Annotated in this window: 11 protein-coding genes; 4 read left to right on the top strand and 7 right to left on the bottom strand. The window is 66.1% G+C overall.

Going from position 1 to position 13710, the window contains the following annotated elements; all coding sequences use genetic code 11:
• Positions 1–150: 150 nt before the first annotated feature.
• Together WS68_RS07380 and WS68_RS07375 are read right to left on the bottom strand one after the other, a co-directional pair.
• On the bottom strand, positions 151–1743 hold the full coding sequence (locus WS68_RS07380) for an ABC-F family ATPase (protein WP_059570176.1): 1593 nt from the start codon (positions 1741–1743) through the stop codon (positions 151–153).
• 359 nt (positions 1744–2102) lie between these two features.
• Positions 2103–4535 (bottom strand): AsmA family protein, encoded by a 2433-nt coding sequence (locus tag WS68_RS07375; protein ID WP_059570175.1) that lies wholly within the window; start codon positions 4533–4535, stop codon positions 2103–2105.
• A 137-nt stretch (positions 4536–4672) separates the two neighbouring features.
• On the opposite strand from WS68_RS07375, the gene WS68_RS07370 reads away from it, so the two are divergent.
• Positions 4673–5368, top strand: a complete 696-nt coding sequence (locus tag WS68_RS07370; protein ID WP_059570174.1) for an ABC transporter ATP-binding protein — start codon at positions 4673–4675, stop codon at positions 5366–5368.
• Positions 5365–6183 carry an ABC transporter permease gene (locus tag WS68_RS07365; RefSeq protein WP_059570173.1) on the top strand — a complete coding sequence of 273 codons (819 nt, stop codon included), beginning with the start codon at positions 5365–5367 and terminating at the stop codon, positions 6181–6183. The genes WS68_RS07370 and WS68_RS07365 overlap by 4 nt, the downstream gene beginning before the upstream one ends.
• Before the next feature lie 53 nt (positions 6184–6236).
• Here the strand turns inward: WS68_RS07365 and WS68_RS07360 are convergent, their stop codons facing one another.
• Positions 6237–6782, bottom strand: a complete 546-nt coding sequence (locus WS68_RS07360; protein WP_059570172.1) for a DUF6013 family protein — start codon at positions 6780–6782, stop codon at positions 6237–6239.
• A gap of 338 nt (positions 6783–7120) precedes the next feature.
• On the opposite strand from WS68_RS07360, the gene serB reads away from it, so the two are divergent.
• Complete coding sequence (serB, locus tag WS68_RS07355; RefSeq protein ID WP_059570171.1) at positions 7121–7966, top strand: phosphoserine phosphatase SerB; 846 nt, start codon at positions 7121–7123, stop codon at positions 7964–7966.
• Between the two features lie 57 nt (positions 7967–8023).
• On the opposite strand, the gene WS68_RS07350 is transcribed toward serB, so the two are convergent.
• On the bottom strand, positions 8024–9211 hold the full coding sequence (locus WS68_RS07350) for a cystathionine beta-lyase (protein WP_059570170.1): 1188 nt from the start codon (positions 9209–9211) through the stop codon (positions 8024–8026).
• A 384-nt stretch (positions 9212–9595) separates the two neighbouring features.
• Between WS68_RS07350 and WS68_RS07345 the strand changes: the two genes are divergently transcribed.
• Positions 9596–10024 (top strand): DUF1801 domain-containing protein, encoded by a 429-nt coding sequence (locus WS68_RS07345; protein WP_059570224.1) that lies wholly within the window; start codon positions 9596–9598, stop codon positions 10022–10024.
• A gap of 68 nt (positions 10025–10092) precedes the next feature.
• Here the strand turns inward: WS68_RS07345 and WS68_RS07340 are convergent, their stop codons facing one another.
• The 3 genes from WS68_RS07340 to rimO all read right to left on the bottom strand — a co-directional run bounded on the left by WS68_RS07340 (position 10093) and on the right by rimO (position 13502).
• Positions 10093–10683: a hypothetical protein gene (locus WS68_RS07340; protein WP_059570223.1), complete on the bottom strand. Its 591-nt coding sequence runs from the start codon at positions 10681–10683 to the stop codon at positions 10093–10095.
• Positions 10684–10702: 19 nt separating this feature from the next.
• Positions 10703–11887 (bottom strand): beta-ketothiolase BktB, encoded by a 1185-nt coding sequence (gene bktB, locus WS68_RS07335; RefSeq protein ID WP_059570222.1) that lies wholly within the window; start codon positions 11885–11887, stop codon positions 10703–10705.
• Positions 11888–12164: 277 nt separating this feature from the next.
• The gene (gene rimO / locus WS68_RS07330) at positions 12165–13502 is read right to left on the bottom strand and encodes a 30S ribosomal protein S12 methylthiotransferase RimO (RefSeq protein WP_059570169.1); all 1338 of its coding nucleotides are present in this window, start codon (positions 13500–13502) and stop codon (positions 12165–12167) included.
• Positions 13503–13710: the final 208 nt, after the last annotated feature.

The raw sequence follows: 13710 nt of genomic DNA, 5'->3' as shown, positions 1-13710 counted from the left end.
AAGCCGTGGTATTCGTCAGGCAATGCGATTCGCGATTCGCCGCGGATAAAGCGCCTGCTGCCGAACGCAAAGCGCTTCATCCCCGGTTGAAACGATAATGAATTATCGGATACTTTTACAGGCAAATTTCCATGCCAGCCAGGACACGATTTACTGAATACCCTTGCTTGCCAGAAAATCCTCGTAATTGCCGCCGAAGTCGACCAGCGTGCCGTCCGTGCGCACTTCGATGATCCGGTTCGCCAGCCCGCTGACGAACTCGCGGTCGTGCGACACGAAAATCAGCGTGCCTTCGAATTTCTCGAGCGCGATCTGCAGCGACTCGATCGACTCCATATCCATATGGTTGGTCGGCTCGTCCATCAGCAGCACGTTGTGGCGGCCGAGCATCAGCTTGCCCCAGATCATCCGGCCTTTCTCGCCGCCCGACAGCACCTTCACCGATTTCTTGATGTCGTCCGCCGAGAACAGCAGGCGGCCGAGCGTGCCGCGCACCATCGTCTCGTCGTCGCCGTCCTTGCGGTACTGGTCGATCCAGTCCATCAGCGTGATGTCGTTCGGGAACTCCTCGTAGGTGTCCTGCGGCATATAGCCGACGTTCGCGTTCTCGGCCCACTTCACCGTGCCGTGATCGAGCGCCAGGTTGCCGTACAGCGCACGCAACAACGTCGTCTTGCCCGCGCCGTTCTCGCCGATGATCGCGATGCGCTCGCCCGGCTGCACCGACAGATTGAAGTTCTGGAAAATCGTGCGCTCGTACTGCTTCGTGATGCCTTCGGCAACCACCGCGATGTTGTGCAGCTTCTTGTCGAACTCGAAGCGGATGAACGGATTCTGCCGCGACGACGGCTTGAATTCCTCGATCTTGATCTTGTCGATCTGCTTGGCGCGGCTCGTTGCCTGACGCGCTTTCGATTTGTTCGCCGAGAAGCGGCGCACGAAGTCCTGCAGCTCGGCCACGCGCTCCTTCGCGCGCGCGTTCGCCGCGGCCTGACGCTCGCGCGCCTGCGCCGACGCGAGCATGTAGTCGTCGTAGTTGCCCGGCCAAACCTTCAGCGTGCCGTAGTCCATATCGGCCATGTGCGTGCACACCGAGTTCAGGAAGTGACGATCATGCGAAATGATGATCATCGTCGAGTTGTAGTTGTTCAGCGTGTCCTCGAGCCAGCGGATCGAGTTGATGTCGAGGTTGTTGGTCGGCTCGTCGAGCAGCAGCACGTCCGGGTTCGAGAACAGCGCCTGCGCGAGCAGCACGCGCAGTTTCCAGCCGGGCGCGACCTCGCTCATCGTGCCGTTATGGAATTTCTCGTCGATGCCGATGCCAAGCAGCAGCGCGCCCGCGCGCGCCTCGGCGTCGTAGCCGCCGTATTCGGCGAATTTGGCTTCGAGTTCGGCGGCGTGCATGTAGTCGTCGTCGGTCGCGTCGGGATTCGCGTAAATCGCGTCGCGCTCGGTCATCGCGGCCCACATTTCAGTGTGCCCCATCATCACGACATCGAGCACGCGCACATCTTCATACGCGAACTGATCCTGGCGCAGCTTACCGAGGCGCACATTCGGCTCGAGCGCGACGTTGCCCGCGCTCGGCTCGAGATCGCCGCCGAGGATTTTCATGAAGGTCGACTTGCCGCAGCCGTTCGCCCCGATGAGGCCGTAGCGGTTGCCCTCCCCGAACTTGACCGAGATGTTCTCGAACAAGGGCTTGGGCCCGAATTGCATCGTGATGTTGGCGGTAGAAAGCACAGCGTTGCCCCGTTAAGAGGTATGGATCGACGGAAAACCGGATATTTTAGCAGGAGTCGATGAAGCCCATGCCCCGGATGTGCGCAGGCGCTCCGGTAATCGGGGATGCATCGGCCAATCGCCCCCGGCCGGCCCGACCGAATGGCCCGACGCTACATCGCAGCATATCGCGCGAATGGCCGGCGCGAGCAAACCGTATCAGCCCAGCGCCATGCGAAACCAAGCGATCCTGGCGATACGGGCCGGCCACGTCGACCCGCGCGGCTATTCGGGCTGCCGACTTGACCGCTGGCCGACAACCAGTGCGCGGCCCGCGGCGTGCGCGCGGCTCACGCCGCGGGCATCGGGCCCCGGCCGGACTATTTCGCCGCTGCGGTCTTGCCCGGCGCCGCCGCTTTCGGCGGCGTCCTGAGTTGCGCGAACATCTGCGCGCACGGCACGTCCTGATTATTGCTCGGCGCGATCAGCGGAATCAGCGCGGCGAATGGATTCAACAGGCCGAGCCCGACCATCGCGCCCGCCCGCAACGCGAGCGCGCTCACGTTCACGCCGACATCCGGCTTCGAAAACGTGCCCTTCACATAGAACGGCGAGCGTAGCGAAAAGATCCGGAACCCCTTCGTCTGCGGATGGATGACCAAATTCAGCGATTCGTCGCGCAGGCTGACGGTGCCGTCGACGCGAATCACCGCATCGTCGGTGTCGAGCGCGAACACCTTCGAATCGAGAATGCCGTTCGTCGCGACGAAATCGACGGCCGCGCAATTGATCTTGACATCACGCGCGCCGAACAATTTTTCATAGACGACGTTCGCGACGTTGAGCCCGGCGGCCTCCATCAGCAGCCGGCTGATCGCGCCGTTCGTGACGAGCGCCTTCATCTCGCCATTGGAGGTCGCCGCGAGCGCGGCGGGCGAATTGCCGGTCGCGGACAATGCGGCGTCGCCGTTGATCTCGCCCAGCGCCGATTGCATCACCTTCTGCGTCGGAAACAGTTGCTTGAGCTTCAAGTGGCGCGCCGCGACCGTGAACCGGCCCTTGAGCGGCGCGCTGCTGCCGTCGAGCCGCGCATCGGTCGCGAGCGTTCCGCCCGCGACGCCGAACTTGAGCGGCACGAGCGACAGCACGCCGTCCTGCATCACGATATGCGTGTACAGATCGGTGATCGGCAAAGCGCTGCGCTTGACGAGCTTCTTGCCGGTGAATTTCACGTCGACGTCGAGCGCGCGCCAGCGGTCGGTGCGAAACGTTTCGACCGGCAGCACGCGGCCGGCCGGCTGCTTCGTCGTATCGCCGCGCCGCGCTTTGCTTGCGGCGGTATCGGCGCCGATGATCGGCGCGAGATCCGAGAATCGCAGCAGATTTGACACGAGTTCGCCCGACAGCAGCGCCCGCGGCTCGCGCTGCGCATACGTGAGCGTGCCGCGCAGATCGCTGCCGCCGACACGCCCGTTGAAGTTCTCGTAGCGGAACGTGCCCGCGTGGCGTTTGAAATTGCCGACGAGACGCCCTTCGGTCGCGTAAGGCGGCGTATCGGGCAGCGTGATGCCGGCAAGCGGATACAGATGGGACATACTCGCGCCCTGCAGCCACAAGCGCAGGTCGAGTGCCGCGAGATGCGTGGGATCGGTGAGCGTGCCGACGATCGCCAAGCGCGTATCGCCGGCTTTCACGTCGGCCTGCAACGGAAACGGCCTCGATGCGTCCTGCAACGCGAGCACGCCGCCGAGCTTGCCCGTGCCGTCGATCGGCACGCCCTTGTAGCGGCCCTTGACGCTCAGGCCAAAGGCATAGGTGGGGCTGGCCGGCTTCGCCGGCGCGCTCGCGGAAGCAGCCGAAGCGCCGGCGTGCGCACGGCTCGCGCCGGAAGCGGCGGCGAGCTTGCCGGCTGCCGCGCCGCCCGCGCCGGACGAAACTGCGCCAGGCGAAGCCGAAGCCGCCGTCAGCGCAACCGGCTGCGACGACGTCGGCGATGCTCCGGACGGCGTCCCGCCCGCTCGCGCCGATGCAGCCTGGCCGCTGCTATTTGCCGCGCCAGCCGCCGCCAGGCCCGCGGCGGAAGCCGAAGAAGCCGACGCAGCAAGCGCGGCCGAAGCCTGCGCCGCCACCTGCGCCTTCGCCTTCGCGCTCAATTGCACGGCACCTTTCTTGCCGACGCGCTGCGCCGACGCCGCACGCGAGGTCTGCTCCTGCTGCGCGAGCACGTCGCCAAGTGCAATGGGCTGGCCGAGCGTATCGATCGCCACGGTCAGATCGGCCTTCGTGATCGCATCGCGATACGTGACCCAGCCTTTCGCAAAGCCGAAATTGTGCAATTGCACCTTCCAACGCGAAGGCTGCGCCGATTTCTTGAACTCGAAGGTCCAGTTGTTGCGGCCGTCCGCCAGGCGTTCGATGTCGATGGCGGGATTGACGAGTTCGATCGTCGGAATCACGACCTCGTGCGCCAGCAGCGGCAGCACGGCCACCGTGAAATGCGCGCCGTCGAGCGTTGCGAAATGGGGCGCCTTGGCCCAATCCGGATTGCCGACGGCAATGTCCGAGGCCGAGAACGTCGGCCACGGCACCCATGCGCGCCAGCCGGTTTCTGCGTCGGGACGCCGCCAGCCGACCGAAAGATCGCCCCGGATCTCGAACGGCCGGCCGATCGACTCGCTCACCTGTTCGTTGATCCAAGGCTTCGCGCGGTTCCAGTCGAACGCGAAGAGGAACACGCCGAGCGCCGCGGCCAGCACCACGATGACGCCGACGATCCACGCCACCGTTTTGCCGAGGGTTCGGGATAGCGTCATGCCAGATTCCGTCGTTGTTGTTCCTGTCTGATCCGGCAGCGCAAACGACATCGCCACCAGCGGACCAGTATTATGACGCACGGTATCCGGTCACCCGCCCCCATTAACCCTTTTTTGCTTTTTTTGCATCTCCATATATGCCAGCCGACGCCCTGATCGAAACGCAGCAGCTTGCCCGCCGCGACGCGGCAAGCGGCAAGACGCTCCTCGCGCCGACCGATTTCACGCTCAGGCCGGGCGAGCGGATCGCCGTCACCGGCCCGTCCGGCGCCGGCAAGAGCGTATTCCTGCGCGCACTCGCGCTGCTCGATCCAGCCGACGGCGGCACGCTGCTCTGGCGCGGCCAGCGCGTCGCGCGCGCGGCGATTCCGCGTTATCGGCGCAGCGTCGCCTATGTGCGGCAGCGCCCGGCCACCGCGGACGGCACGGTCGAGGCGCTGCTGCGCTACCCGTACTCGCTCGCCGTCTACCGCGACGCGCGCTTCGATCGCGCGCGCGCCGCGCGCCTCGCCGCTCAGGCCGGACGCGGCGACGATTTTCTCGACAAGGCGGCAAGCGAGCTGTCCGGCGGCGAAGCGCAAATCGCCGCGCTGCTGCGCGTGCTGCAACTCGATCCCGACGTGCTGCTGCTCGACGAGCCCACGTCCGCGCTCGACCCGGACTCGGCGCGCGCGATCGAAGCGCTCGTCGCCGCATGGTACGATGCCGCGCCCGGCGCGCGCGCGTATCTGTGGATCTCGCACGATCCCGCGCAGGCCGGGCGGATCGGCCGCCGGCGCCTGGCGATGCGCGCCGGCACGCTCGACGACGCGGCGACGCAGGCCAGCCGATGAACGCGCCGCTGCAAAACCTGAGCCTCGTCGACGTCGGCATTGCCGCGCTGCTCGTCGCGGTCAACGGCGCGCTGTCGGCCGCGCTGTCGCTCGGTCTCGGCCGCAAGCTCGCGTGGGCCGCCGCGCGCACCGTCGTCCAATTGCTCGCGATCGGCTACGTGCTCGGCTGGGTGTTCGGCCATCCGCACTGGTACGTCGTGCTGCCGCTCGTCGCGCTGATGACGCTCATCGCCGGCTTCGCGGGCGCCGCGCGCGGCAAGCGCACCTACGCCGGCCAGCGCATCGACAGTATCGTGTCGATCTGGGCGAGCTGCTGGCTCGTCGCGGCGGTCGGGCTGTTCGGCGTGATTCGCATCCATCCGTGGTACGAGCCGCAATACGCGATTCCGATCGTCGGCATGATTCTCGGCAACACGCTAACGGGCGTGTCGCTCGGCATCGAGCGGATGATGGAGGAGCTGACCGCGCGGCGCGATCGCGTCGAAACCGCGCTCGCACTCGGCGCGACGCGCTGGGAAGCCGCGCGGGAGGCCGCTCGGCAAGCCGTGCGCGCGGGCATGCTGCCGACGCTCAATCAGATGGCCGTGGTCGGCGTCGTGAGCCTGCCGGGCATGATGACGGGCCAGGTGCTCGCCGGGCAATCGCCGCTGCAGGCGGTCCGCTATCAGATCGTCATCATGTTCCTGATCGCGGCGGCATCGGCGCTCGGCACCGTCGGCGCAGTGCTGTCGACCTACCGGCGGCTCTTTTCCGCCGAGCACCGTTTTCTGGCGCAGCGGCTCGTCGAACGTGGCGCGGCGAACAACGGCGGCTGACGCTCGCGCCAGCCAATGCAGCGCCGGCGTGCGGCAGCCGCCGGCTCGATCGCCTACCGCTTGATCGACACCGTGACCTTCGTGCCGTCGCTCAACGTCATCGACTTCGAACCGCCCGCGGTCGGAATCGATATCCACTTGACCTGGCTCACGGTTACGACGTTCGGGCATTGCAGCGTCTTGCCGCCAGCCGTGACGGCTTTCGCACCGCTCGGCGCGCTCGCCTGAAAGCTGATCTGCACGTTCGCGATCCCCTTGCCGTCCACCGACGGCGCAAGCCGCACCTGGGTTTGGCGCACCATGGCGCCGTTCGCGTCGCGCGGCAGCGCGGCCGCGTTCGGACACGCGTCGGGCATCGGCACCGCGCCCCCGGGCGGCACCGACTTCCAGTTGAAGTCGTCGGTTTCGCCGGAGCGGATCTTGCGCGTTTCCTGCATCGTGCCGAACTGCTTCGATTCGACCTTGACCGTATAGCGAAGCTGGCCGTCGTTGCCGCCGAGTATGCTCGCCTTGATGGGCGGCGCGGCATGCGCGGCGGACACCGACAACAGCGCGGCCGCGCACGGCGCGACAAGCGCCGTCGAAATGCGTTGACTCATGCTGACCCTCCTTGGACGGCGACGGGCTGCGCGAATCGCCGGTTATCAATGCATGACGCTTCTGCCGGTACGCATCGGCACGCCGGGCCGCACCCAGCGTGCCGGCCGGCGCAAGGCCCGGCGCGGGCCTTGGAGCTTATTTCATATCAGTCTACCGCGTGAGGCCCGCCGCGCATCGGGTGTTACCCCTGCTTGCGCATCGCGGCAAACCGGTGTGCGCACCCCGGTGCCGCGCGCGCCGCCGCCCGTGCGCGGGCCGCCCGCCGCGACCGGCTACAATGCCGGTTCGCCGGATCGAGCATCGCGGCGTTCGTCATTGGCTCCACCGTGTCCCGTTCATGACCACGAATCTTGTCATCCAAAGCCTCGCGCCGCTATCCGACGCGCACCTCAAACCGCTCACCGCGCTTGCGCGCGGCGCGCGCGCCGTCCCGCTCGATGCTCACGCGCTGCGCATCGAGCGTGCGGACCCCGCGCAACGGGCCGACATCGCCGTGTATTGCAGCACGCATGCGCTCGACTACGCATTCGTCGACGCGAACAAGCGGCTCGCCGATTTCGGCCTCGTTGTGATGGATATGGACTCGACGCTGATCACGATCGAATGCATCGACGAGATCGCGGATTTCTGCGGGCTGAAGGCGGAAGTCGCCGCGATCACCGAAGCGTCGATGCGCGGCGAGATCGCGGATTTCAACGAAAGCGTGACGCGCCGCGTCGCGCTGCTGGCCGGACTCGACGCGAGCGCGCTCGAGCGTGTGTACGACGAACGGCTGCGCCTGTCGCCAGGCGCCGAGGCGATGCTCTCCGGCGTGAAAGCCGCCGGCCTGAAGACGCTGCTCGTCTCAGGCGGCTTCACATATTTCACCGAACGGCTGAAGGCACGGCTCAACCTCGATTATGCATATTCGAACACGCTGGAGATCGTCGACGGCAAGCTGACAGGCCGGATCGCCGGCGAGATCGTCAATGCGCACGTGAAGGCGCGCAAGATGCGCGAAACCTGCGCGGCGCTCGGCATCGAGCCGGAGCGCGCGATCGCGATGGGCGACGGCTCGAACGATCTGACGATGATGGCGAGCGCGGGCCTGTCGGTCGCGTTTCGCGCGAAGCCCGTCGTGCGCGACGCGGCGAGCGTCGCATTCGATCACGTCGGCCTCGACGGGCTGTTGCGTTTGTTCTGAGTCCCGACGTCGCGCCGCCGCGGCCGCGCGAGACGGCCGCACGCGGCATGGCCGGGATCACGCGAGCGTATCGGCGAGCGCGCGCTCGATATCCGCGCGCAAATCAGCCTCGTCCTCGAGGCCGATATAGAAGCGCACCAGCGTGCCGCGATGCGGCCATGGCATGGTGCGCATCGATTGAATGTCGTAAGGCACCGCAAGGCTGCGCGAGCCGCCCCAGCTCCAGCCGATCGCGAACAACGCCAGCGCCTCGACGAAGCGATCGATCTGCTCGGCGGAATAACGCGCGTCGAACACCACCGAAAACAGCCCGCCCGCGCCGCTGAAATCGCGAACGAACTCAGCATGGCCCGGACAGTCGGAAAGCTGTGGATGCAGCACCGCGGCGATCTCCGGGCGCGTCTTGAGCCACCGCGCGAGCGACAGCGCGCTCTTGCCGTGCGCGTCGAAACGCACCCGCATGCTCGGCAGGCTGCGCAGCACGAGCGCGCAATCGTCAGCCGACACGTTAAAGCCGAGCCGCATCCGCGCCAGCTTGAGCTTCGCGTGCAGATTCGCATCGGCGGTGATGGTCGCGCCCATCAACACGTCGCTGCCCCCCGATTGATATTTCGTCAACGCCTGCACCGAGATGTCGACGCCATGCTCGAACGGCTTGAACGCGAGGCCGGCCGAATAGGTGTTGTCGATCGCGGTGACGATGCCGCGCTCGCGCGCGAGCGCGGTGATCGCCGGCACGTCGGGCACTTCCATCGTCACCGAGCCAGGCGCCTCGAGCCATAGCAGGCGCGTGTTCGGCCGGATCAGCCCAGCAATGCCCGCCGCGCCGGCGAGCGGATCGTAAAAGCGCACGGTCAAGCCGAAATCCTTCGCGAGCCATTGGCCGAGATCGCCATTCGGACCATACGCGTTGTCCGGAATCAGCACGTCGTCGCCCGTCTTGATGAGGCCGAAATACACATTCACGATCGACGCGAGCCCCGACGGCTGCAACAGCGCGTGCTCGCCGCCTTCGATCCGCGCGAGCTGCTGCGCGAGCGCGAGCGACGTGGGCGTCGCATGCATGCCGTAACGCCATTGATCGTCGCGACGCCAGTCGATGCTGCGCATCGTCGCAAGGTCTGGGAAAACCACCGTCGACGCCCGTTCGAGCGGCGCGACGAACGATTCGAATCCGGCGGGAATACGGTCGTCCGGCTGGACGATGCGGGTTTGCAAAGCGCGTTTGGACTGGGAAGCGGTCATGACTGAGAAGGCTCGGTGCAACGCGAACCTGGAATGATGGCAATCCGGGTAGCTTACCGGATTCCCGCGGCGCGATCTGCACTGTCCGAAGTCGCTCGAAGCCAGCCGAAGCCCTCGCTAAGCCGCTCCAAGCGCAGCATTGCGTGTGTGTTCCGCGTGTGTTGCGCGACTCGCGCCCGGCACCGCCGGACGCTGGGCACCGCCGCGACCGTCGTCGAGAGCGGGCTGCGCTCGCTTATTGCACATACCGATGATCTATAGTGGAGTCGAAACGCCCATCCGATGACGATGCCCGATGCGGCATGGCGGCAAAGCCCGAGTAACGCGTCGATTACGCCAGCCCGATCTCATGAAACGATCCCCGAACTCTATCCGTCACGCACCATGAATCCAACGGAATGCATCGACCGCCTGATCGCGACAATCACGGACTGGCGCGGCGAAACGCTCGCCGGCGTTCGCCAGTGCATCCTCGCGGCCGATCCGGCGATCGTCGAGGAATGGAAGTGGATGGGCAGCCCGGTGTGGTCCCGCGACGGCATTATCGCGGTCGCCAACGCGCATAAGAACAAGGTGAAGCTGACCTTCATGTACGGCGCGAGCCTGCCCGATCCTGCCCGGCTCTTCAACGCGGGGTTGGAAGGCAACGCGAGGCGGGCAATCGATTTTTTCGAGGGCGATGAAATCGACGGCCGCGCGCTGAAGCAACTCGTGCGCGCCGCCATTGAATACAATCAGACCAAAACGAAGAAGAAAGCGCCTACGGGCGCTCGCTCGCGGAGCACGCCCAAAAACGCAAGAAAGAGCGCGTGAAGCGGCCGCACCGGCTTTGACTCCACGATATCGGTCCCCGGCCGCCCCGCCTGCGGCGCCCGCGCGGATCAGTCGGCCGTCGTCAGATTGCTCACACCGCCGACGCTGCGCCCCGCTCCTCGCGCGGCCGAGCCGCTCGCCGCCGACGGCATGGCCGCCGCGCGCGGCTTCGCCGCCGCACTGCCGCCCGCCGGATGCAACTCGACCGGCACCGGGTCCGATTGGTCCGCCTTCATCCGGTCGGCCGCCAGATTGCCCGACGCATCGAAACGGCCGATCCACACGCCGGTAATGTTCGTGCCGTCGTCCGATTCCTCGATTTCGAGCGTGTCGCCGTCGCGATCGCCCGCGAGCAGGACGACCGCGCCGGTATCGGCATACTGGCATTCGCCGTGCACACCCGGCTCGTCCGTCTTCGGCCCGAGCCGCACGACGATTGGCCGGCCACCCAGCGTTCCTTCGTAGCGAGGCAGGCGCGCATACGCAGGGTTCGGCTTGAGCGGCACGGCAGGCGGCGACGCGGTCGAGGCCGCGTCCGACGCGCCGGCGACAGCCGCCGCCGCGGGTTGAGGTTGAGGTTGAGGCTGCGCAAACGCAAACGCCGCCGCCGTCGCAAGCGCGACGCACGCCGCCCCGCGCATCCCGTCCATCCGCTTCACCCGCATATGCGCTCCCTCGTCACAGACGCTCGAATACCGCCGCAATACCTTGGCCACCGCCGATGCACATGGTCACGAGCGCATAGCGCCCGCCGATGCGTTGCAGCTCGTACAACGCCTTCACGGTGATCAGCGAGCCGGTTGCGCCGATCGGGTGACCGAGCGAGATGCCCGAACCATTCGGATTGACCTTCGCCGGATCGAAGCCTAGCTCGTTCGATACCGCGCAAGCCTGCGCGGCAAACGCCTCGTTCGCTTCGATCACGTCGAGATCCGCGACCGTGATGCCCGCACGCTCGAGCGCGCGCTTCGTCGCCGGCACCGGACCGATCCCCATATAGGCCGGATCGACGCCCGCGTGGCCATACGATACGAGACGCGCGAGCGGCTTCGCGCCGCGCTTTTCCGCCTCGCCGCGCTCCATCAGCACGAGCGCGGCGGCCGCATCGTTGATGCCCGACGCGTTGCCCGCCGTCACCGTGCCGTTCTCCTTGATGAAGACGGGCTTGAGCTTCGCGAAATCCTCGATGGCCGCATCGTGACGCACATGCTCGTCGGCATCGAAGACGATCGCGCCCTTCTTCGACGCGATCTCGATCGGCAGGATCTGCTCCTTGAAATAGCCCGCCTTCGTCGCCTGCGACGCGCGCCGGTGCGATTCGAGCGCGAGCGCATCCTGCGCGTCGCGGCTGATGCCATACTTCGCGGCGACGTTCTCGGCCGTCACGCCCATGTGGAACGATTCGAACGGATCGCTGAGCGCGCCGATCATCATATCGACGAGACGCGTATCGCCCATCCGCTGGCCGAAGCGCGCGGCCGGCACCGAAAACGGCGAGCGCGTCATGTTTTCCGCGCCGCCCGCGACCGCGATATCCGCATCGCCGAGCAGCACGCTTTGCGCAGCCGACAGGATCGCCTGAAGACCCGAGCCGCACAGACGATTGAGCGTCAGCGCGGGCGTGTGCTGCGCGATGCCGCCGTTGATCGCCGCGACCCGCGCGAGATACATATCCTTCGGCTCGGTATGCACGACATTGCCGAACACCACATGGCCCACCTCGTCGCCCGACACCTGCGCGCGCGACAGCGCCTCGCGCACGACCCGCGCGCCCAGCTCGGTCGGCGCGAAATCCTTCAGGCTGCCGCCAAAACCGCCGATCGCGGTGCGCACACCGCTTACCACCACCACTTCGCGTTGCATCGTTGCCTCCCTCTCTTCTCTCGATGAAATCCAATCGAGCACGCGGTCTTTGCCGCGCGCGTGATGCATTCGCCGATTGCCTCGGCAGGCCGCCCGGGTGACTTGCGGTCAGCCGTCGCTGCCCACCCTGGCAGCCTGCCTTCGCTGCGTGCCAAGGTTGTCCGCGGCCGCCGCCCGCATTTGCGAATCGTCCGCCCGCCCCGCGCCGCGCGGGTAGCCGGCGCCTCGCGCAGGCAGGTACGAGCGCCGGCTGCCCGCCCCGGCGCGCCGCATGACGTCAGACTTCGCCCCAGAGATCGTGCCCGTCGGCGCCGGTGATCTTCACCGACACGAAATCGCCGACCTTGTAGCGCTTCGACGCCTTCGTCGCCGGCTCGACATAAACAACACCGTCAATCTCCGGCGCGTCGGCCGCGGTGCGCCCGATCCCGCCTTCGTCGTTGACTTCGTCGACCAGCACCTTGAGCGTCTTGCCCACCTTGCGCGCGATGCGCGCGGCCGACACCTCTTCGGCAACCTCCATGAAGCGCGCACGGCGAGCCTCGCGCACCTCGTCGGGCAGCGCGCCGTCGAGATCGTTAGCGGTTGCGCCCTCAACCGGAGAATAGGCGAAGCAGCCGACCCGATCGAGTTGCGCGTCGCGAATGAAATCGAGCAGCGTCTCGAACTGCGCATCGGTTTCGCCCGGAAAACCCGCGATGAACGTGCTGCGGATCGTCAGATCCGGGCAAATCTCGCGCCACGCCCGCACACGCTCGAGCACCTTTTCGGCGTTCGCCGGACGCTTCATGCGCTTGAGCACATCCGGATGCGCGTGCTGGAACGGCACATCGAGATACGGCAGCAGATGCCCCTTGAACGGACCATCGGCCATCATCGGAATGATCTCGTCGACATGCGGATACGGATACACGTAATGCAGCCGCACCCACGCGCCGTACTGTGCGGCAAGCTCGCCGAGCGCGCCGACGAGTTCGGTCATCCGGGTCTTGACCGGCTTGCCGTTCCAGAAGCCCGTGCGGTATTTGACGTCGACGCCGTATGCGCTCGTGTCTTGCGAAATCACGAGCAGCTCCTTCACGCCGGTCTTGAACAGGTTCTCCGCTTCGAGCATCACGTCGGCGACGGGACGCGACACGAGATCGCCTCGCATCGACGGAATGATGCAGAACGTGCAGCGGTGATTACAGCCTTCGGAGATCTTCAGGTAAGCGTAATGACGCGGCGTGAGCTTGATCCCGGCGGCGGGCACGAGATCGACGAACGGATCGTGCGGCTTCGGCAGGTGGTCATGCACGGCCTGCATCACTTCGCCGAGCGCATGCGGACCGGTGACGGCGAGCACCTTCGGATGCACCTCCTCGATGAGTCCGGAGCCGCTCGCGCTCTTTTTCGCGCCGAGGCAGCCCGTGACGATCACCTTGCCGTTCTCGGCAAGCGCCTCGCCGATCGCATCGAGGCTTTCCTGAACGGCCTCGTCGATGAAGCCGCAGGTGTTGACGACGACGAGATCCGCGCCGTCGTAGGTGCCGGAGATCTCATAGCCTTCGGCGCGCAGCTGCGTGATGATCTGCTCGGAATCGACGAGGGCTTTGGGGCAGCCGAGCGAAACCATCCCGATTTTGGGCGCAGAACCTGCGTTGACTTTTGATTCCTGATGACTTTTCACCGATGCTTCCGTATATGTGAGGGACGTAGCGCCCTGCGCCACTAAATCGGTATTTTACCTTGCGCACCCCACCTTCCTATGAACGGTCCCGGTTTTCAGTGCCAAAGGCAGTGTTAGTCTTCGGCGTTCTGTTGGTCCGTCAGTTGGGCCTGCA

Source organism: Burkholderia sp. TSV86 (assembly GCF_001522865.1).
In the GTDB taxonomy this organism is placed as follows: Bacteria; Pseudomonadota; Gammaproteobacteria; order Burkholderiales; family Burkholderiaceae; genus Burkholderia.
Note: the sequence above shows the minus strand (reverse complement) of the source record. Positions and strands in the feature narration are given on the sequence as shown.